Source organism: Caballeronia zhejiangensis (assembly GCF_000698575.1).
In the GTDB taxonomy this organism is placed as follows: Bacteria; Pseudomonadota; Gammaproteobacteria; order Burkholderiales; family Burkholderiaceae; genus Caballeronia; species Caballeronia zhejiangensis.
Genome location: NZ_JFHD01000012.1, coordinates 105,788 through 125,980, shown reverse-complemented (window position 1 = coordinate 125,980; position 20,193 = coordinate 105,788). Strand labels below are relative to the sequence as shown.

The following is a 20,193-nucleotide window of genomic DNA, read 5'->3' as shown; positions in this document are numbered from 1 at the left end:
CGCGGTCACATTCAAGCGCCCGTCGCATACAGTGTGTCCCAGTTTCCCGGGCTCTTTCAGTCCCTGGAAGCTTTCGCATTAAACAGGACACAGAGAACCATGAAAAAAACCCTTCTCATCGCGGGCATTCTCGGCACCTTCGCAGCAGCAGCCCACGCTCAGAGCAGCGTCACGTTGTACGGCACGCTGGATGCCGGTCTCGTCTATACGAACAACGCCGGTGGCCATAACAATTGGCAGCAAGGCAGCGGCGCGGTTTCGGATACTTACTTCGGCCTGAAAGGCAGTGAAGATCTCGGCGGCGGGTTGCACGCGCTCTTCAAGCTGGAGAGCGGCTTCAACCTCAATAACGGCCGCTATACCGAAAACAGCACGATGTTCAACCGTCAGGCATATGTCGGCCTTCAGCACGATCAATTCGGTACGATCACGCTCGGCCGTCAATATGATTCGATGGTCGATTATCTGTCGCCGCTCGCCGAAGCAGGCGCGGGCTATGGCAATAACCTGACGGCGCATCCGTTCGACAACGACAATCTCGATCACTCGTTCTCGATCCGCAATTCGGTGAAGTATCAGAGCGCGAATTACGCGGGCTTCAAGTTCGGCGGCCTGTATGGCTTCTCGAACGACGCAGGCCAGTTCGCGAACAACCGCGCATGGAGCGCCGGCGCGTCGTACGGCAACGGCCCGCTGAACTTCGCCGCGGCCTACTTGCAGACGAACAACTCGCGCAACAACGCGAACACGGGCGGCGCGGTGTCGGCGGGTCAGGGCAACAACGCGAATCTGACGGCTGAACTGCAGCGCACGTTCGGCGCGGGCGTGAACTACACGTACGGCCCGGCGACGGTCGGCTTCGTGTGGACCAACACGCACTACGACAACCTGCTCGCCGCATCGCAAGGCGGCACGACGTTCGCGCTGCCGGGCAACTCGAACCTGCACATGAACAACTTCGAGCTGAACGGCCGCTATCTCGTGACGCCGGCATTGAGCCTCGACGCCGCGTACACGTACACGGACGGCAAGGTGACGGGCGCGAACGGCTCGGGCGATCCGAAGTGGCACACCGTTTCGCTGCAGGCTGACTACTCGCTCTCGAAGCGCACCGATGTGTACGTCGAAGGCGTGTACCAGCATGCGTCGGGCGAGCTGGGCAATGCGGGCGCCAACGTCGCGATGATCAACACGCTGTCGCCGTCGTCGACGCAGAATCAGGTCGCGGCGACCGTGGGCCTGCGTCACCGCTTCTAAGCGTAGCGTCGTAGGGAAAAGAACGGCCGCGATCCACAAGATCGCGGCCGTTTTGCATTGCGCGTTACTTCTTGTCCTGCTCCGAACGTTTGATGAGCTGGCCGATGTCGTGCCCCGCGCCGCCCGTGCCCGCGGCGAGCCGCGCCAGCGCGGTCGCGGCCGTATCGCGCCGCACGCCGCTTTCGGGGCGGAACTGCTTCGGCAGCGCCATATAGAAGGTCGCCCCGCCATCGGGCGCGCCTTCCGCCCATGCCTTGCCGCCATGCCGCTCGATGATGCGCCGCACGTTCGCGAGCCCGATGCCGGTGCCGTCGAACTTCTCGTTGACGTGCAGACGCTGGAACACGCCGAAGAGCTTGTCGACATAACGCATATCGAAACCGATGCCGTTGTCGCGCACGAAATAGACGACATGCCCGATCAGCTCGCCGACGCCATCGTGCGCGCCGACCTCGATCGTCGGCTCTTCGCGTTGCGCGCTGAACTTCACCGCGTTCGACATCACGTTCGCGAACGCGACATGCAGAAACACGTGATCCGCTTCGACGCGCGGCAACGCGTCCACCTTCCAATGCACGCGTGCGGACGATTGTTCGTCGATATCGTTCTGAATCACCGTATGCACCAGCGCGTGGACGTCGACCGTGTGCGGACGCAGCGCCGCGCGGCCGAGTTGCGCGAACGACAGCAGATCGTCGACGAGACGCCCGCCGAAACGCGCCGACGTCACGATGCGCTCCAGATAGCCGCGCCCGCGCTCCGACAGCTTTTCGCCGTCCATCTGCTTTAGCAGGTCCGCGAAACTCACGATATGCCGCAGCGGCGCGCGCAGATCGTGCGACACCGTGTATGAAAATCCTTCGAGTTCGTGATTCGCGCGCCCGAGTTCCGTCGCGAGCTGCGCAATTTCCTCCGCGCGCCGCAACACGATGCCGAGCACGGCGGCGCGAAATTCCAGCGCGATCTCGCGCTCGGCGGGTCGCCACGGCAGCGAGCGGCCGCGCACGACATCGGTCCAGGTATCGAAGCTCACGCGCGGCGAAAGCGACGCGGCGAGGCCCGTCAGCTTCGCGCGCGGATCGCCCGCCCATTCGATCGTCTGCACGACTTCGCGGCGAAACCAGATCACGTAATTGCGGTAGATCTTCGAGATCGACACCGCGAGAAAGCCCGCGACTTCGGGCGAATCCGCGAGCGCGGGGCAATCCTGCGAAGCGCGGTCGGACATCACGACGTCCTCGCTCTGATTGTCGAGCCAGTCGACGAGCGCCGTGACGCTGTGCGCGCTCGGCGTCACGCCGATGAGCGACGTGCGTCCTTCGAAGATCACCGCCGCGCCCGACGAGCGCGTGAAGCCGAGCAGATCGGAGGCGTCGCTGACGAGCGCTTCGACGAAGCTGTCCGTGTTCGCCATCGACGACAGCAGCTTCGAAAGCATGCGGCGCAATTCGAGCCGGTAATGCGCTTCGGCCTGCGTCTCGCGCGCTTCGATCTGCAGCGAGACGATCTGCGCGACGTGCTCGCACGCAGTGCGGACTTCGAACGGCGGCAGACGCGGCGTCGCGTGATGACAGGAAATGAGGCCCCAGAGCTTGTCGTCGACGAGAATCGACATGGACATCGACGCGAGTGTGCCCATGTTGCGCATGTATTGCAGATGCACGGGCGACACGCTGCGCAAGGACGCGTACGTGAGGTCGGTCGGGCGGCCCGTCGCCGGATGCAGCGCGGGCACGAGCGGCGCGGCTTCGTAGTTCGCGTTCGATATGAGCCGAATGCGATTCTTGCGATACAGCTCGCGCGCCTGCGCGGGAATGTCCGATGCCGGAAAGTGCTGCTTCAGATACGACGGATAGCCCGGCTCGACGCTTTCCGCGAGCACGTTGCCGTTGCCTTCCTCGTCGAACTGATAGACGAGCGTGCGGCCGAAACCCGTGATGCGCGCGATCTCGTTCGCGGCGAACTGGCAAATCTGCTCGACGGTGTGCATCGATTGGACATCGCTCACGAAGGAGCGCACGAGCGGATACATCGTCGAGAAGACGTCGGCGGTGTCGCGCGCCGGCTCCACTTCGACGAACAACAGCCCGTCATGCCGATGCACGACGATCGCGACGGGACCGTCCGGCGTCCATCCGTCGAGCACGACGTTGCCGACGTGGATCGCCGCGCCGTCGCGCGTGAGTTGCTTCAGTCCCGCGCTCGCACGTTCGGCCGCGTGCTGGCCGAGCACCGTCGAGAGCGCGCGGCCGAGACACGCTTCGGGCGCGATGTGCGCGAGCTGCGCGACGTTGGCGCTCGCCTGCAGGATGTGGCAATGCGCGTCGACGCTGAAGAGCACGCCGTGAGGCTGAATGCCGCCGGGAATGTGGATCGGCTCGCGCGCGCATTGCGCGTAGACCGATGCATCGAGCGAAGCGGAATCGGTGATTTCTGCGTTGGAGGTTTTGTCCATCCTCGTCCTGACAATGCGGTTCGGCTGCTCATCGCGCCGATCATCTCCGAATCATAGATGCGTTGCGCGGTCGGAAGAAAGGCCAATGTCGCTGCGGTGTTTTCTACTGGCTCGGCCGTTCACGTCGAGTCATTTCTACGCGCGTTCGCGACGCTAACAGGTACGGTGCGAGCATCTTTCTCTCGCGACCGGTCATGCGCGCCCGACGCATGAAACGTTCCGCTCCGTGCGCTGATAACATGCGGGGCCAACCTACGCGGCCGGCGCCGAGGAGACATGATTTGAACCGCACACGCGTCGCCGCGACGGTGCTATCGACCGCGATCGCCTGCATCGTTGCCGAACGCGACGCCGCCGCGCAGTCGTATCGCGATGTCGCGCCGATTGCGCCGCCCGCCGAGCAGCGTCCGCGCGCGTCGCCGTCGCCGCCCGAGCCGAGCGACGACTCGCACAGAATCGCGCTTCAGGATCTGCGCGGCATCGCGTTCGTGCGTGCGGATGCTACATCAGATGCGACGCAATCGGGCGCGAACGGCGCGATCACGTCGACGGGCGCGCCTTTTCTCACGCCCGATTTTCTCGACAGCTTCTCCGCCGATCTCCACAAGCCGCTGACCTTCGCGCGTCTCGCGGAAATCCGGCGCGCCGTCGTGCAACGTTATCGCGCGGCGGGCCAGCCGCTCGTCGATGTGTACGTGCCCGAGCAGGACGTGAGCAATGGCGTCGTGAAGATCGCCATCGCGGAGTTTCGCGCGGGGCGCGTGATGCCGAAGGGCAACCGCCATTTCTCCGATGCGCTGCTCGCCCGCGAGATGCCGCTCGCGCGCGGCGAGCCGATCCGCGAAGCCGATGTCGCCGCGGGACTCGCGTTGCTCAACGCGAATCCGTATCGGCGCGTGGACGTGATTTATGCGCCCGGCACCGCGCCCGATACGACCGACGTCGTGCTGCAAACCGAAGACCGCTTTCCGTTCCGCATTTACGGCGGCTATAACAACGACGGCGTGCGCGACCTCGGCCGCGATCGCATTCTCGCGGGATTCGATTACGGCAATCTGTTCGGCATCGATGCGCGCATCGGCTATCAGATGACCGCGAGTAACGATCTGTTGAGCGGCAATCCGGATATCGAAGGGCGGCCCGATCGTCCGCGCTACATCGCGCACGCGTTCAATGCCGTTGCGCCGTTGCCGTGGCTCGATCGCATCGAGTTGTTCGGCGTGTTCGCGCAGAGCACGCCGCGTTTACCCGACAGTTACGGACAAACGGGTCTCAGCGCGCAGCTCAGTTTTCGTTATGACTGGCGTCTGCCGCCGCTCGACAACGCGGGCGCGTGGCAACAGCAAGTGCAACTCGGCTACGACTTCAAGCGCTCGAACAACGATCTCGAGTTCGGCGGCTTTCAGGTGTTCAATGCGAACACGCATATCCATCAGTTAGTGATCGCCTACGATCTTTCGAATAGCGATGCATCGGGCGATACGCATCTGAACGCAGCGCTCTTCGCGAGTCCCGGTTACTTCGACAGCAACAGCAACGACGAAGCCTACGATGCCGCTCGTCTCGGCGCGAAGCCGCGCTATCAGTACATGCAGTTGTCGGCGCAGCGTGACATGCCGCTCGGCAAGTCGGGATTCTCGATATCGGCGCGCGGATTGTTGCAGTGGACGGGCAGCACGCTATTGCCGAGCGAGGAACTCGGACTCGGCGGCGATGCCACCGTGCGCGGCTACGAGCCGTATTCCGCGCAGGGCGATCGGGGATGGAACCTGCAAACCGAATTGCGTGCGCCGGCGATATCGGCGGGAAGCGCGGGACTCGCGGGACTCGCGGGATTGGCGGCGATGCAGCCGTTCGTGTTCTTCGATGCGGGTCACGTGTGGAATCGCATCGCGGAATTCGGCGAAGTGAACAATGCTTCGCTGGCGAGCGTCGGTGTGGGCGTGCGTGTGCAGGTCGGAAGGTTCGTCAGCTTTCGCGGAACGTATGGGTTTCCGTTGAAGGCGGTCGTGCCGAACGGATCGAAGGCGCCGGTGGGGGAGATATTCCTCGTGATCGGAAGCTGACGATCCGCTCGGCACGCCCCTCAAGGCTGCGCCTGCTGCCACTGCAAAACGGGATGCGTCGCGCCGGTAGGCATCGCCCAGACGCCGCCCGACGGAATGCCCCAATCGAGGAAATTCGACGCATTGCTCATCTGCGCGGTCGTGAGCCCGTTCGAGTCCGGCGGCGTCGTGCCCGAGTTCGAACCGGCCGCGCTCGTGCGGATCGTCGTCTCCTTGTTCCAGTAGACGTTGTTGTGAATCGCGCCCTCGTTGTACGCCGCGATACCGCCGTATGCGTCGCCCGGAGGCCCGCCGCCGCCGACTTGCCCCACGGCGAAGGACTCGTTGATGACACCCGTCGCGCCGTTGTCGAACACGAGCCCGCCGCCGCCGAAGCCGCCCACGCCGCCCGTCGCATACGACTGCGTGATCAGTCCGTTGTTGTACGCGACGAGCCCGGCGGTCTGGCCGTGATTTCCGGCGTACGTCGTGCCGGTCGCATACGACTGCACGATGGTGCCGTTATTCACGCCGACGAGCCCGCCCGCAGGAATCTGATAGCCGACATCCGCCGTGCTCGACGAGCGCTCGATGATCCCGTTGTTCACGCCGACGAGCCCGCCCGCGCCCGCGCCGCCGAAGCCGTTCTGTCCGACGCCGCCCGTCGTGTTGACGTACGTGACGAGGCCGTCGTTCTGGCCCGCGAGCAAACCGTACGCGCCCGACGCGTAGCCGCCCGTGCTCGAGTTCGTGAGATTCAGATCGCGCACGACGCCGTTCGCGCCGATCACGCCGAACAGGCCCTGACGGTCGTCGTTGAGATTGGGCGTCGACGCGAGCCTGTCGATCGTGTGGCCGAAGCCGTCGAACTGTCCGGTGAACGGCGTCGTCTTCGAGCCGATCGCCGTGAAATAGTTCGGATACGACGTCGCGCTCGCGTCGATATCCTTGCCGAGCGCGTAGTTGCCCGCGAGATCCTGCGTCACGTTCGAGAGATCCGCGAGATTGTTCACGAGCCGGTACGCGGTCGCCTGCGTGCGCACGCCGCTGTACGGCGCGGCGGTCCATCCGCTGTTCGTGAGCAGCGTGCCCGGCGCATAGCTGCCGTTCATGTCGTAAAGCGCGCTGACGATGCCGCCGCTCTTCGACCAGTCGATCGTGCCGCTGTTCGCCACGCCGCCGCCGTTGTCGATGCCGCCCGAATCCGCGCGCAGCGTGAGATTGCCGTTGCCCGTGTTGCCGATGGTCGCGCCCGCGCCGATGGCCACGCTGTGCGCCGCGCCGAGCGTCAGCGACGCGTTGCCGTTCCACTGGACGTTGCCGCCGACGTTCAGATCGCCGCTGCTCGCTTCGACATCCACCGATGTGCCGTTGGCAAGGCCGCGCGCGAGGGAATCCGCGTTCGCCTGATCGACGGTGAACGACGGCGCGCCGAGTTTCCATGTACGCGCCGTCACGTTCGCGCCCGCGACATCGAGCGTATTCGCGCGCGTTTCGACCGTGCCGCCGCTGCCGTCTGCGTTCGTCGCGGCGAGCGTGCCGTTCGCGTGGACCGCGCCCTGATCGGCGACGAGCCAGACGTGGCCATCGCGCGTCGCGGTGCCGGTCGCGCGGATCGCGCTGCTGTTGCCGGCGAGCGCGTACACGTTGCCATCGGCGGCTTGGAGGCTCGCCTGCGCCGCCCGAATCACGCCGCCGTTCATCGCCGTGCCGCCGCTGCCCGTCTGCACGAAAACCTGCTGTCCACCGGATGAATCCTGCAGAAGCACCTGATTGCCGCTCGCGATTTCGACCGTGCCCTGCGGCGCGTTGATGCTGCCGCCATTCACCGCCGCCGTGCGCGACACGAGGAACACGTCGCCGCCGCTCGATCCGATCGTGCCCAGATTGATGACCATGCCGTTGCCGCCGCCCGAAAGCGTGAGCGGGCCGCCCTGCATGAACGCATCGTTGCCGATGTCGAGCGCCGACGCAACGAAGCGCCCGCCCGTCGCGACGACGCCGCCCGGCCCGACCAGCACGCCCTGCGGATTGACGAGATACACGCTGCCCGTCGCGTTGAGCTGGCCGAGAATGACCGAAGCATTGCCGCCGGTCACGCGATTGAGCGTCGCGCCGCTGCCGTTGTTGAACGTGACCTGCCTTCCGCTGCCGATGGAAAAGCTGTTCCAGTCGATGACACCGCGCGTCGTCGTCTGATTGATGGTGAGCGTCGAACCGGTGCCGCCGCCGCTGATCGCGCCGCTGCCCGCGACGAACTGGCCGCCGGCGGGCAGCGGCGGCGCGGCATCGGCGATGCTCGCGCAAGTCAGGCCCGCGACGATCGGCACGAGGATCGCGAGCGGGCGCAGGCGCGCACGACGAATCGCGGTTTGAGAAACAAGCGGACGAATGCTGCGCTGCATGGCGACCTCCAGTCGGTGTCGATTGTTGTCATCGTTTTTGGCCGCTGACGGTGTAGCCGCTTTTCAGCCCGGCGATTGGGGACATCGGCGGGAGGCGCGAACATCGACGTGCGAGCAGGCGCGCCGATGGTATCGCCGCGCCCTGAGCGCCAATGTGGGGTTCCGCACATTCCGCCAGCGCAAAAAAATGTCCGTGCCCGCGCGCGAGACGCGCCAAGGCACGCGCGCGGCGCGGCACGGAAATTGATCGGAGGAACGCGTTAGTGCGACGGCTTTCGTCCGCTCGACAACTCGATCCAGCACTCGTGATAGATGCGCTGCACGAGCACGCTTTCGTAGTCGAGATCCTCGCCTTCGAGAATGCGTTCGATGTCGCTGCGCGAGGCGTCGGCGTCAAGCATCGTCGAGAAGCGCGCGGCGAGCGCGTGCGCCGCCACCGAAAGCCGCGCGGTCTCGATCCAGTCGGCCGCGCGATGATGCCGGTCGAGCCAGCGATGCGCGGCGCGCACCTGAAACGACGTATCGGGCCATTCGCCTTCGATGTAGTACGCGCCGAGCAATCCGCACGTGAGCCAGCAGAGCAGATGCACGCGGTCATCGGGGCCGAGGGGATAGCGCACTTGACTCATGATGGCGGCATCGGAATGCCACGTCGGAATGACGCATCGACGATAGCACGCCGCGCGTGCGCCGGACACGCGCGGGCGCGTATGGTCCGGCGCGTCGTGCATGTCGCTTCAGGCAGCCGACGCCTTCAGATCGTGACGGTCACGACGAGCCCGCGCGGCGCGGCATCCGCGAGTTCGATCGTCGCGCCGATGCGCGCCGCGATCGTGCCGACGATCGAGAGCCCGAGGCCCGAGCCGTTCGCGTCGCCGCCGAGCACGCGATAGAACGGATCGAAGACGCGCGCGCGTTCCTCGGGCGCGATGCCCGGCCCGCTGTCCGCCACGCGAATCCACGGCCGCGCATTCGAAACGCCCGCCGCGAGATCGACGCGGCCGGCCGCCGGCGTATAGCGAATCGCGTTGTCGACGAGATTTTTCACCATGATGGTGAGATCGGCTTGCGGCGCGTGGATGAACACGTCGTCGCTCGTCGATACGCCGATGTCGATGTCCTTCGTCTCCGCGAGCGGCATCAGATCTTCGAGAACATTGCGGAAGACGTCCTGCACGCGCAAACGCGCGGTATCGGCGTCGGTGCGTTGCTGCAGGCGCGCGAGCGTCAACAGTTGATGCAGCAGCGAGCGCGTGCGCGCAAGGCCGCGCCGCAGCGCGTCGAGCCGTTCGCGCGCGCTGTCGGGCAACTCGGCGGCGTCGAGGCGCTCGGCCTGCAGCGACAGCGCGGTCAGCGGCGAGCGCAGTTCATGCGCGGCATCGGCGACGAAGCGGCGCTGCAGCGCCACCGACGCCTCCACGCGCGCGAGCAGCCGGTTGATCGCGACGACGAAGGGCGCGATCTCGCTCGGCAGCGCGTCGCGGGAAAGCGCGGAGAGATCGTGTTCGGGCCGTGTGTCGAGACTCGCCGACAGCGCGCTCAACGGCCGGAACTGGCGGCGCACGATCAGATGCAGCGCCGCGAGCAGCACGAGCGCGAGCGCGGCGAAGGGCATCACGGTGGCGAGCGCGCCGTTGCGGGCGATCTCGTCGCGGCCCGCCGTCTGCTGGCCGATCACGACGCGCGTGCCGTCATCGAGCGTCTTCACGACGAGTCGCCAGCGCGTGCCTTGGACGATGGCGTTCTGCAGGCCGTCGCGCAGATCGGACGCGACCGGCAGCGGCGCTCGCTCGCCGATCGTCTGGATGACGAGCTTCGACTCAGGATCCGCGCCGTCGACGCGGCCGAGCGCTTCACGCTGCATCGTCGCGAGCGTGCGCGGCGTGACGAGCGCGGCGACCTGCTTCAACTGGCCGTCCTGCAATTCGTTGGCCTCGTGGAAAGCCGTCTGGAACGCGATGACGCCGCCCGCCGCCGCGATCGCGACGATCAGCGCCGACAGCCAGGCCGACAGCCTGAACTGAAGCGAACGCGTCATGGCTGCTTCGAGACCATCCAGCCGACGCCGCGCACGTTCTTGATGGCCGTCGCGCCGAGCTTCTTGCGCAGCGAATGGATCAGGAATTCGACGGCGTTGCTTTCCACTTCCTCGTTCCAGCCGTAGATGCGGTCTTCGATTTCCGCGCGCGAGAGAATCGCGCCGGGGCGGATCATCAGCGCTTGCAGCAGCGCGAATTCGCGGCTGGAAAGTCGGATCGCGATGTCGCCGGAGGTGGCTTCGCGCGTGGCCGGATCGAGCGTGAGCACGCCGTTCGACATGATCGGCGCGGCCTGCCCGCCGCGGCGGCGGATCACCGCGCGCATGCGCGCTTTGAGCTCGGAGATGTCGAAGGGCTTGATGAGGTAATCGTCGGCGCCTTCGTCGAGTCCGCGAATGCGTTCATCGACGGAATCGCGCGCGGTGACGATGATGAGCGGCACGTGATTCGCCCCGCTGCGCACGGCGCGCAGCACCGCGAAGCCATCGGCGCCGGGCAAGCCGAGATCGAGCAGGATCGCGTCGTAGACGTGCGTGTTGAGCGTCGTGAGCGCGAGCTTGCCGTCGCGCACCCAGTCGACCGCGTAGCCGCCGTCGCGCAGTTCGTTCTGAACCGATTCGCCGATCATGCGATCGTCTTCGACGAGCAATACCCTCATGGCGTGTCTCCGGGCAGTCATGGCGTCCGACGGCGGCGCGCGGGGGCTGGGGCGAGCGTGTGATTCATCTTGCGGCGTCTTGGCGTTCGGGAAAGCCGCAAGATTAGAAGACGAAAGCTTAGGAAATGCTTAGGAATTTTCTGTCCGCGTTTAATACGCGGACAGCGATTTCATCGATTCGACCGTCAGAACGCGTGCCGCAACGCGACGCGCGCGACGAACTGCTCCGAATTCGACGACACACCCTGCGTGCCGGGAATGAACGCCTGATCCATCACCGAACCGGTCGAACTGCCCGCGATCTTCTGATAGACGCCCTGCACGTACACATCGGTGCGCTTGGAGAGGAAGTAATCCGCCATCAGACCGGCCGAATGGATGTGCGGCTTCACGGTGCCGGCGGTCGAGTCGTACGTTTCCATCGAATAGACGTACTGACCGCCGACGAAGAACGCCGGCGTGAACTGATACTTCCCGTTCACTTCGAAGTTCTGATAGCGCAGGTTGTTGAGCGTGTTGCCCGCCGATGCCAGCGACCCGCCGATATAGCCGTTCGTCACCGGATCGCGATAACTCGAGTTCGTGTACGCGAAGCCCGCCGTCGCCTTGCCGAACGTGTAGTTCACGCCCGCGCCGAAAATCTGCATGCGCTGCGCGATGAAGCTCGCGTCGTTCGTGGCGATTGCGCCGTTCGGGTTCATGCCGACGCCATCCGCGCGCAAGTAAGCCGCGCCGATCAGAAGGCCGCTGTTCGCATACGACGCGCCGATGCTGTACTGCCGGTTGTTCGCGAAGTTCGTGTCGTTGCTGAAGCTGTACGTGCCGCCGAACCTGAAGCCGCCGAACGACGGGCTCGCGTACTTGACCGTGTTGTTCACGCGGAACGAGTTGTCGGTGTTGTCGTTGTCGAACGGATGCGCGAAGAGATAGCCGGCGAAGTTGCCGTTGGCCGTCGTCGGCGCGAGATAGTCGACCACCGAATCGTACTGACGGCCGAGCGTGACCGAGCCGAGACGGTTATCGGTGACGCCGACGTAGGCCTGCCGCCCGAACATGCGTCCGCCCTGGCCCGCCGCGCCGTTGCTCAAATTGATGCCGCTTTCGAGCTGGAACACGGCCTTCGTGCCGCCGCCCAGATCTTCGACGCCGCGCAGGCCCCAGCGGCTTCCCGACGCATAGCCGCTCGTCAGCTCATAGACACGATTCCCGCCGACATTGCTCGTGTAGTCGAAGCCTTCATCGAGGACGCCAAACAGGGTGACACTGCTTTGAGCATGAGCTGAAGTCACGATACAGGCGAGCGAGGCGAGGGCGATTACTTTGATTCTCATGAAAGTCTCAAGTCTTTTACTTATTCGTCAAGAAGTCCTAGCCATGAGGCTCGGCGAGGACGGCGAGCGACGGATTGTGCGCGATTAAAGGGACGCCGCAAAAGGATTTAGTCGAACAGCGAGCGCGAGTTTTTTGAATGTTTTTCCAGCGAATTCTTCGCTTGTCGTTGCAGCGCGAGGCACGAAAGAATGGCCCGCAAATGCGTTGCCTTGTCGCAGCGGTCGTCCGATTTCCCGGCGGCCGGGCGTCGTGGCGCGCAGCGATCAAGGAAACCGCCACATGAAGCCAGAACGCAATTTTGTGAACGGACGTTTCATCGAGCCCGTGAGCGATGACGTCACCGCCGTCCTGAATCCCGCGACCGAAGAGGTGCTGGGCCACGTTCACAATGCGTCGCGCGAGCAGGCGCTGCTCGCCGTCGATCAGGCCGCCGACGCGCAACGTCTGTGGCGCGCGATGCCTGCCGCGGAGCGCGGCGCGCATATGCAGCGCCTCGCGGATGCCATCGTCGAAGCCTCCGCCGATATCGGCGCGGCGCTCGCGGCCGAGTCCGGCAAGAGCCTGCTCGACGCGACCAACGAAGCCGTCTACGCCGCGCAGATCACGCGCTATCACGCGGAATGGGCGCGCCGCATCGAAGGCGAAGTCATTCCGAGCGATACGCCGAACGAAAATCTCGTGCTGCATCGCGAGCCGATCGGCGTTGTCGCGTGCCTGATCCCGTTCAACTTCCCCATCTACACGCTGATGCGCAAGGTCGCGCCGGCGCTGATCGCGGGCAACACGGTCGTCGTGCGTCCGAGCAACAACACGCCGCTGTCGGCGTTCGAACTGGCGCGCGCCGTCGAGCGTGCGGCCTTGCCCGCCGGCGTCATCAATGTGCTCGCGATGGATCACGCGACCGCCGGGGTCGTCTGCACGCATCCGAAGGTCGGCATGATTACCTTGACGGGCAGCGTCAACGCGGGCCGCAAGGTGCTCGAATATTGCAAGGCGAACATCGCTAAACCTTCGCTGGAACTGGGCGGCAAGACGCCCGCGATCGTCGAGCCGGACGCCGATCTGCAGAAGGCCGCGCGCGAACTCGTCGCATCGAAGCTCACGCACAGCGGTCAGCTTTGCACGGCGATCGAACGCGTCTATGTGCACGAGCGCATCCACGACGAATTCGTCGGCCTGCTGCGCGAGCAGATGAAGGCGAAGGCGATCGGCGATCGCTACGAGGACGCGAGCCACATGGGTCCGCTCGTGAACAAGGCATCGCGCGACGGCATTCACGCGATGGTCCGCCGCGCGATCGAAGCGGGCGCCACGCTGGAAACCGGCGGCGAAGTGCCGGATCGCAAGGGCTTTTTCTATCCGCCGACGCTGCTGTCGAACTGCCGTCAGGACATGGAAATCGTGCAGGAAGAGACGTTCGGCCCGGTGCTCGCGGTGCTGAAGTACGCGACGATCGACGAAGCGATCGCGATGGCGAACGATCATCAGTTCGGCCTTTCGTCGGTGCTCTACACCGAGAACTACCGCACGGCGATGAAGGTCGCGAATTCGATCGAAGCGGGCGAGTTGTACATCAACCGCACGCCCGCCGATCCGTATCAAGGTTTTCACGCCGGCTGGAAGCGCTCCGGCATCGGCGGCGACGACGGCAAGCACGGCATGCTCGAGTTCACGCAGACGCGTCTCGTCGTCATGAAGTACTGATTCTCGCGGCCGTTTCCGGCCGCATTCCTTTTCTCACCCTCCACAAAAACATAGTGAAGGCCCAGCCGCGCGGCGTCCGCACGCCGCGCGCCGCTGCCCTTCGAGGAGCACGCCTGTGTCATCGAATCCCGCTCAATCCGGCCAAAGCGTGGCGACGCCGCGCGAAGGCACGCGCGCCGACCGCTATATCCAGCTCGCGCTGCTCGTCATCGCCGCCGGCGCCATCTATCCGATTCTGTATCTGCGACAGGTGTATCAGCCGACGATGCTCGAAGTCTTCCATATCACCGAAGCGCAACTCGGCTATCTCTACTCCGCGCTCGGCACGATCTTCCTCGTGTGCTATTTGCCGAGCGGCTGGCTCGCGGATCGCGTCGCGCCGCGCCTGCTCATCAGCTTCTCGCTGATCGCAACGGGCGCGCTCGGGCTGTGGTATTCCACCGCGCCGTCGTTCGCCTCGCTGATCGTGATCTTCGGCGGATGGGGCCTGACGACCGGCCTCACGTTCTGGGCGGCGATCATCAAGCGCGTGCAGACGATCGCCGCCGCCGACGAGCAAGGCCGCTTCTTCGGCTTTCTCGACGGCGGGCGCGGCCTGATCGAAGCGCTGCTCGCGACCATCGCGATCGGGCTGTTCGCCTGGGTCACGCAGACGCGCGGCGATTCGACGGTCGCGGGCTTCCGGCTCGTCGTCTACATGTACGCGTTCCTGTGCATCGGGCTCGGCGTCGTGCTCGGCCTCGTGCGCGATCCGCAAGGCGCGCAGGCGGCGGCTGCGGCGAAGCGCGAAAAGCGCAATGTGCTGCGCGATCTCATCTCGCTGATGAAGAATCCGCAACTCGCGCTGCTTTCCGCGATCGTCTTCTGCGGCTATCAGGTCTTCTGGTCGACTTACAGTTTCTCCGCTTATCTGCATGAGAAGGAGATCGGGCTGTCGGTGGTTCTGGCCGGCTTCATCACGACGCTGAAACTCTGGATGCGCCCGATCGGCGGCATCGGCGGCGGCTTTCTCGGCGATCGCTTCTCGAAGACGACCGTGCTCATCGTCGCGCTCTTCTCCGCATCCGCCGCGCTCATCGTGCTGATGGCCGCGCCCGGCATTTCGAGCCATGTGCTCGTCGCGGTGCTCGTGCTGTTCATCGGCGTGATGACGTACGCGATTCGCGGGCTTTACTGGTCGCTGCTCGATCAATGCAAGGTGCCCGCCGAAACGATGGGCCTCGCGATCGGCCTCGTGTCCGTCGTCGGCTATTCGCCCGATGCGGTGCTGCCGCTCATCAACGGCTATCTGACGCAGAACTATCCGGGCGTGTACGGATATCAGCTGTACTTCGGTTATATCGCCTTCATGTCCGCGCTCGGCGGCGTGGCGGCCATCATGTTCAAACTTCGACTCAGGAAGCTGGGAGCGCAACAGTGAAGATCGCCGCACTGGAAACACATATCGTCGCCGTGCCGCCGCCGCATATCGGCGGCATGTACTGGATTTTCGTGAAGCTGCGCACGGACTGCGGCATCGAGGGCGTCGGCGAGATTTATTCGGCGACGTTCCATCCGAAAGCGATGGCGCCGATCATCGAAGACGTGTTCGAGCGCTATCTGCTCGGTCACGATCCGCATCATGTCGAGCGCTTCTATCGCGAGGCGTATTCGAGCGGCTTCACGCAGCGCCCCGATCTCACGATGATGGGCGTCGTCAGCGGCCTCGAAATGGCGTGCTGGGACATCATCGGCAAGGCGGCGGGCAAGCCCGTCTACGAACTGCTCGGCGGACGCGTGCATGAACGTCTGCGTTCGTACACGTATCTTTATCCGAAGAACGCGCGCGGCGAATACGACTACGACGATCCCGATCTCGCCGCCGAATGCGCCGCGCACAACGTCGCGCTCGGCTTCACGGCCGTCAAGTTCGATCCGGCCGGCCCGTACACCGCGTATTCGGGGCATCAGATTTCGCTCGAAGTGATGGACCGCTGCGAGACGTTCTGCCGCAAGGTGCGCGAGGCGGTCGGCAGCAAGGCCGATCTGCTGTTCGGCACGCATGGTCAGATGGTGCCGTCGTCGGCGATCCGTCTTGCGCAGCGCCTCGAGAAGTTCGATCCGCTGTGGTTCGAGGAACCGGTGCCGCCGGGACAGGAAGACGCGATGGCGCAAGTCGCCGCGAAAACCAGCATTCCGATCGCGGCCGGCGAGCGCCTCACGACGAAGTACGAGTTCTTCAAGCTGCTCGAAGCGAAAGCCGCGTCGATCCTGCAATTCAACGTGGGACGCGTCGGCGGTCTGCTCGAAGCGAAGAAGATCGCGAGTCTCGCCGAGGTGTACTACGCGCAGATCGCGCCGCATCTTTACAACGGTCCGGTCGGCGCGGCGGCGAGCATTCAGATCGCCGCGTGCTCGCCGAACTTCCTGATTCAGGAAAGCATCGAGACGTGGGGCGGATTCCACGCGGAAGTGCTCAAGACGAAGATTCGCTGGGAAGACGGCTACATCATTCCGTCGACGGAGCCGGGCCTGGGCGTCGAACTGAACATGGACGTCGTGCGCGCGCATACGCCGTACACGGGCGAGCGTCTGCATCTGCAGATGGCCGCGAAGCCCGCCGACGTGAAAGATCTCGCGCCCGCCAAGGGCTGAACGGAAAAGCAGAAAACATGGAATTCGATTACATCATCGTGGGTGCGGGATCGGCGGGCTGCGTGCTCGCCAATCGTCTCACCGAGTCCGGCGAGCATTCGGTGCTGCTGCTCGAAGCGGGCGGCAAGGACGATTCGTTCTGGTTCAAGGTGCCGGTCGGCTTCACGAAGACCTACTACAACCCGCAATACAACTGGATGTACTACAGCGAGCCGGAAGCGCAACTGAAGGACCGCTCGCTGTATTGCCCGCGCGGCAAGGTGCAGGGCGGCTCCGGCTCGATCAACGCGATGATCTACGTGCGCGGCCAGCCGCACGATTTCGACGACTGGGCGCGCGCCGGCAACGCGGGCTGGGGCTATCGGGACGTGCTGCCGTATTTCCGCCGCCTCGAATCGCACTGGGCCGGCGACACGCCGTATCACGGCGCGAACGGCAAGATCAGCATTTCGTCGATGAAAGAGGGCGCGCACGCGATCTGCGGCACGTTCCTCGAAGGCGCGCGGCAAGCGGGCTTTCCCGTGACCGGCGACATCAACGGCCCCGATTACGAAGGCGCGACCGTGTATGACATCAACGCGCGCAATGGCGAGCGTTCGTCGAGCAGCTTCGAGTATCTGCATCCGGTGCTCGGGCGCAAGAATCTGCGCGTGGAGCGCAATGTCAGCGTGAGTCGCGTGACGTTCGACGGCAAGCGCGCGACCGGCGTCATCGCCACGCGCAACGGCGAATCGCTGCAGTTCCGTGCGAAGCGCGAGGTGATTCTGTCGGCGGGCGCGGTCGATACGCCGAAGCTCATGCAGCTTTCCGGTCTCGGCGACGCGGCGCTGCTCGCGAACCACGGCATTCCGGTCGTGCACGAGTTGCCGGCGGTCGGCAAGAATCTGCAGGATCACTTGTGCGTGAGCTTCTACTATCGCGCGACGGTGCCGACGCTGAACGACGAACTCTCCTCGCTCTTCGGCAAGGTCAAGGCGGCGATGCGGTATCTGACATCGCGCAAGGGCCCGCTCTCGATGAGCGTGAACCAGTCGGGCGGCTTCTTCAAAGGCGATGACGACGAGAAAGAGCCGAACCTGCAGCTCTATTTCAATCCGCTTTCCTATCGGATTCCGAAGAGCAGCAAGGCGCAGCTCGAACCCGAGCCGTATTCGGGCTTCCTGCTGTGCTTCAATCCGTGCCGTCCGACGAGCCGCGGATCGATCGAAATCGCTTCGAACCGCGTGGAAGATGCCGCGAAGATCAGCATCAACGCGCTGACGACGCCGAAGGACATCCGCGAAGCGGTGCAGGGCAGCAAGCTCGTGCGCAAGATCATGAGTTCGGCCGCGCTGCAGGCGATTACGGCGGAAGAGATTTCGCCGGGACCGCAAGTCGAAAGCGATGCCGACATGCTCGAGTATTTCCGCGAGCAGTCGGGCTCGATCTATCACCTGTGCGGTTCCTGCGCGATGGGACCGGACGCGCGCACCTCGGTCGTCGACGAGCGCCTGCGCGTGCATGGCATGCAAGGCCTGCGCATCGTCGATGCGTCGATCTTTCCGAACATCACGTCGGGCAATCTCAACGCGCCGGTGATGATGGTCGCGGAGAAAGGCGCGGACATGATTCTCGACGATGCCCGCACGGTCATCGAACAGGTGTCGGCGCCTGCGGAGCCTGCCGCGATCGCGTGATGCACGCGGGCGCGAGACATGAAACGTCTTCGCGCCCCGAAGCGGCATAATTTGCCTCGATTCGTAAAATGTCGCCCAAGAGCGATACGTTCCGGCGCGGATACGTGTTCAATGCGCCCGTCGAACGCCAGGAAGAGGAGACGGAATTGAAGCGAAAAATGCCTGCCCTGAATGCGCTCAGGGCTTTCGAAGTCGCCGGGCACACCGGCAGCTTCACGCGCGCGGCGGAAATGCTGCATGTGACGCAAAGCGCGGTGAGCCGGCAGGTGCGTCAGCTCGAAACGCAGCTCGGCGAACCGCTGCTGTTGCGCCGCCATCATTATCTGGAGTTGTCGGCGACGGGGCGGCTCTTGCTGCAGGCGCTCAGAATGTCGTTCGATCGCATCGAACTCACGGTGCGCAGCATTCAGGAAAAGACTCATCTGACGCGCTTGCGCGTCAATGCGCCGCCTACCTTCGCGCGCCGCTGGCTGATGCCGCGGCTGCAATCGCTGCGCGCCGCCGCGCCGGAACTCGAAATCACGCTGACTACGCGCCTGAAGGACGATCTCGTCGAATCGGGCGCACTCGACTGCGCCATCCGCTTCGGCAATGGCGAATGGGACGGCCTCGACAATGAGTTGCTGATGAACGAGCGGCATATCGCCGTGTGCTCGCCCGCGCTGCTCGCCGAGTGCGATACGACCGGCATCGATCTGAACGCGTTCACGCTGCTGCATGTGCTGGCGGCGAGCGATCAGCGCTATCTGACGTGGCAGCACTGGCTCAAGGCGGCGAACATCGACAATGTCGATACACGCGGCGGCTACGAGTTCGATCTGCTCGACAACGCGATTCGCGCGGCCACCGACGGCCTCGGCGTCACCATCGCCGATCGCCACATGATCGGGCACGAGTTGCGGCAGGGGACGCTCGTGCCGATCGTCGATGTCGAAGTGGACGGGCATCAGTCTTACTGGCTTGTGACGCGCACCGGCCAGGACGACGCGCCGCAAGTCGCGCTGTTTCGTGAATGGCTGCGCGGCGAGATTGGGAAACAGACGCAGGCGCTCGGCGGCAAGCGTAGCGCGTTCGTCTGAGGGAGCCGACCGTGCGGCGCTTGCCATCTCTGACCGCGTTGCGCTTTTTCGAGGAAAGCGCGCGCCACATGAGCTTCAACAAGTCGGCGGCGGCGTTGTGCGTGACGCCGGGCGCGGTCAGCCGTCAAATTCGCCTGCTCGAAGATGCGCTCGGCACGAAGCTTTTCGATCGCGATCACAAGGGCATCCGGCTTACGAAACAGGGCGCGGAATTGCTTGCTTGCCTGTCGGAGGCGTTCGATTCGATCGAGCGCGTCACGCGTTCGCTTTCCAACGTGCAACGCAGCGAGCGCAAGCGTCTGACCGTGATCGCGCCGCCGACTTTCGCGACGCGCTGGCTCTCGCCGCGACTGGGTTCGCTAATGGACGCCGTGCCCGACATCGATCTCTCCGTTCGCACCGATGCCGTCGAAGACCGTCAGTGCAGCATTCGCTTCGGATACGAGGCGCGGGCGGATCATCGGTCGGAGCTGCTGTTCATCGAGCGGCATGTGCTCGTCGGCGCGATGAAGTTGGCGGGGCAGCCGGTCGAAGCGCTGCTGAAGCGGCTGCCCGCGCTGCATGTGCTGCACAACGATGCGCGGCTCACGCTCTGGCCCAACTGGCTCGATGCCGCCGGTTTGCCGCGCGCGTTCGGCGAGAACGGCATCGAGTTCTCGACACTCGATCAGGCGATTCACGCGGCGCGCGCGGGATCGGGGCTGGCGGTCGTCGATCGCAACATGATCGCGGATGAACTGCATGACGGGTCGCTCGTTCTGCTGTCGCCGGTGGAGTCGACAGGGCCTTACGGATATTGGCTGGATATCGCGCCTTCGTTCGCCGGGTCGGATTCCGTGCAGGCGTTCGCGGAATGGCTGCGCGGGGAGGGAGCGAAGGCGGCGCGGGATTGAGTGCGCGGCCTTCGCC

The 20,193-nt window shown here is 64.6% G+C and carries 14 protein-coding genes; 8 read left to right on the top strand and 6 right to left on the bottom strand.

The features are described 5' to 3' along the window. The first annotated feature begins 99 nt into the window (after nucleotides 1–99). On the top strand, nucleotides 100–1,257 hold the full coding sequence (locus BG60_RS17365) for a porin (protein ID WP_008347250.1): 1,158 nt from the start codon (nucleotides 100–102) through the stop codon (nucleotides 1,255–1,257). A gap of 64 nt (nucleotides 1,258–1,321) precedes the next feature. On the opposite strand, the gene BG60_RS17360 is transcribed toward BG60_RS17365, so the two are convergent. Beyond that, a complete protein-coding gene (locus tag BG60_RS17360; RefSeq protein WP_008347252.1) occupies nucleotides 1,322–3,712 on the bottom strand; it encodes an ATP-binding protein in 2,391 nt (796 codons plus the stop codon). A gap of 281 nt (nucleotides 3,713–3,993) precedes the next feature. On the opposite strand from BG60_RS17360, the gene BG60_RS17355 reads away from it, so the two are divergent. Then, the gene (locus BG60_RS17355) at nucleotides 3,994–5,778 is read left to right on the top strand and encodes a ShlB/FhaC/HecB family hemolysin secretion/activation protein (RefSeq protein ID WP_008347254.1); all 1,785 of its coding nucleotides are present in this window, start codon (nucleotides 3,994–3,996) and stop codon (nucleotides 5,776–5,778) included. Between the two features lie 20 nt (nucleotides 5,779–5,798). On the opposite strand, the gene BG60_RS17350 is transcribed toward BG60_RS17355, so the two are convergent. The 5 genes from BG60_RS17350 to BG60_RS17330 all read right to left on the bottom strand — a co-directional run bounded on the left by BG60_RS17350 (nucleotide 5,799) and on the right by BG60_RS17330 (nucleotide 12,190). Then, nucleotides 5,799–8,162 (bottom strand): beta strand repeat-containing protein, encoded by a 2,364-nt coding sequence (locus BG60_RS17350; RefSeq protein WP_034472212.1) that lies wholly within the window; start codon nucleotides 8,160–8,162, stop codon nucleotides 5,799–5,801. A 260-nt stretch (nucleotides 8,163–8,422) separates the two neighbouring features. Further along, a complete protein-coding gene (locus tag BG60_RS17345; protein WP_033535897.1) occupies nucleotides 8,423–8,791 on the bottom strand; it encodes a hypothetical protein in 369 nt (122 codons plus the stop codon). Nucleotides 8,792–8,916: 125 nt separating this feature from the next. After that, nucleotides 8,917–10,200, bottom strand: coding sequence for an ATP-binding protein (locus BG60_RS17340; protein ID WP_008347260.1), 1,284 nt, complete (start codon nucleotides 10,198–10,200; stop codon nucleotides 8,917–8,919). Further along, a complete protein-coding gene (locus BG60_RS17335) occupies nucleotides 10,197–10,859 on the bottom strand; it encodes a response regulator transcription factor (protein WP_008347261.1) in 663 nt (220 codons plus the stop codon). The genes BG60_RS17340 and BG60_RS17335 overlap by 4 nt, the downstream gene beginning before the upstream one ends. Nucleotides 10,860–11,044: 185 nt before the next feature. After that, nucleotides 11,045–12,190 carry a porin gene (locus BG60_RS17330; protein WP_008347263.1) on the bottom strand — a complete coding sequence of 382 codons (1,146 nt, stop codon included), beginning with the start codon at nucleotides 12,188–12,190 and terminating at the stop codon, nucleotides 11,045–11,047. A 280-nt stretch (nucleotides 12,191–12,470) separates the two neighbouring features. Here BG60_RS17330 and aldA point away from each other — a divergent pair, with 280 nt between their 5' ends. The 6 genes from aldA (at nucleotide 12,471) to BG60_RS17300 (ending at nucleotide 20,177) form a co-directional block, all read left to right on the top strand. Beyond that, nucleotides 12,471–13,895 carry an aldehyde dehydrogenase gene (aldA, locus tag BG60_RS17325; RefSeq protein ID WP_008347265.1) on the top strand — a complete coding sequence of 475 codons (1,425 nt, stop codon included), beginning with the start codon at nucleotides 12,471–12,473 and terminating at the stop codon, nucleotides 13,893–13,895. Nucleotides 13,896–14,010: 115 nt separating this feature from the next. Beyond that, the gene (locus BG60_RS17320; RefSeq protein ID WP_008347266.1) at nucleotides 14,011–15,315 is read left to right on the top strand and encodes an MFS transporter; all 1,305 of its coding nucleotides are present in this window, start codon (nucleotides 14,011–14,013) and stop codon (nucleotides 15,313–15,315) included. Beyond that, nucleotides 15,312–16,529: a mandelate racemase/muconate lactonizing enzyme family protein gene (locus tag BG60_RS17315; protein ID WP_008347267.1), complete on the top strand. Its 1,218-nt coding sequence runs from the start codon at nucleotides 15,312–15,314 to the stop codon at nucleotides 16,527–16,529. Before BG60_RS17320 ends, BG60_RS17315 begins: the two co-directional genes overlap by 4 nt. A 17-nt stretch (nucleotides 16,530–16,546) precedes the next feature. Continuing rightward, on the top strand, nucleotides 16,547–18,205 hold the full coding sequence (locus BG60_RS17310) for a GMC family oxidoreductase (RefSeq protein WP_008347269.1): 1,659 nt from the start codon (nucleotides 16,547–16,549) through the stop codon (nucleotides 18,203–18,205). Between the two features lie 158 nt (nucleotides 18,206–18,363). After that, nucleotides 18,364–19,284 (top strand): LysR substrate-binding domain-containing protein, encoded by a 921-nt coding sequence (locus tag BG60_RS17305; protein ID WP_033535896.1) that lies wholly within the window; start codon nucleotides 18,364–18,366, stop codon nucleotides 19,282–19,284. Nucleotides 19,285–19,295: 11 nt separating this feature from the next. Continuing rightward, on the top strand, nucleotides 19,296–20,177 hold the full coding sequence (locus BG60_RS17300; protein WP_008347272.1) for a LysR substrate-binding domain-containing protein: 882 nt from the start codon (nucleotides 19,296–19,298) through the stop codon (nucleotides 20,175–20,177). Nucleotides 20,178–20,193 lie beyond the last annotated feature (16 nt).

Bases quoted from the DNA above. Each gene is read 5' to 3' on its own strand.
- BG60_RS17365 (WP_008347250.1), top strand. From the start codon at position 100: ATGAAAAAAACCCTTCTCATCGCGGGCATTCTCGGCACCTTCGCAGCA.
- BG60_RS17360 (WP_008347252.1), bottom strand. From the start codon at position 3,712: ATGGACAAAACCTCCAACGCAGAAATCACCGATTCCGCTTCGCTCGAT.
- BG60_RS17350 (WP_034472212.1), bottom strand. From the start codon at position 8,162: ATGCAGCGCAGCATTCGTCCGCTTGTTTCTCAAACCGCGATTCGTCGT.
- BG60_RS17345 (WP_033535897.1), bottom strand. From the start codon at position 8,791: ATGAGTCAAGTGCGCTATCCCCTCGGCCCCGATGACCGCGTGCATCTG.
- BG60_RS17340 (WP_008347260.1), bottom strand. From the start codon at position 10,200: ATGACGCGTTCGCTTCAGTTCAGGCTGTCGGCCTGGCTGTCGGCGCTG.
- BG60_RS17335 (WP_008347261.1), bottom strand. From the start codon at position 10,859: ATGAGGGTATTGCTCGTCGAAGACGATCGCATGATCGGCGAATCGGTT.
- BG60_RS17330 (WP_008347263.1), bottom strand. From the start codon at position 12,190: ATGAGAATCAAAGTAATCGCCCTCGCCTCGCTCGCCTGTATCGTGACT.
- aldA (WP_008347265.1), top strand. From the start codon at position 12,471: ATGAAGCCAGAACGCAATTTTGTGAACGGACGTTTCATCGAGCCCGTG.
- BG60_RS17310 (WP_008347269.1), top strand. From the start codon at position 16,547: ATGGAATTCGATTACATCATCGTGGGTGCGGGATCGGCGGGCTGCGTG.
- BG60_RS17305 (WP_033535896.1), top strand. From the start codon at position 18,364: ATGCCTGCCCTGAATGCGCTCAGGGCTTTCGAAGTCGCCGGGCACACC.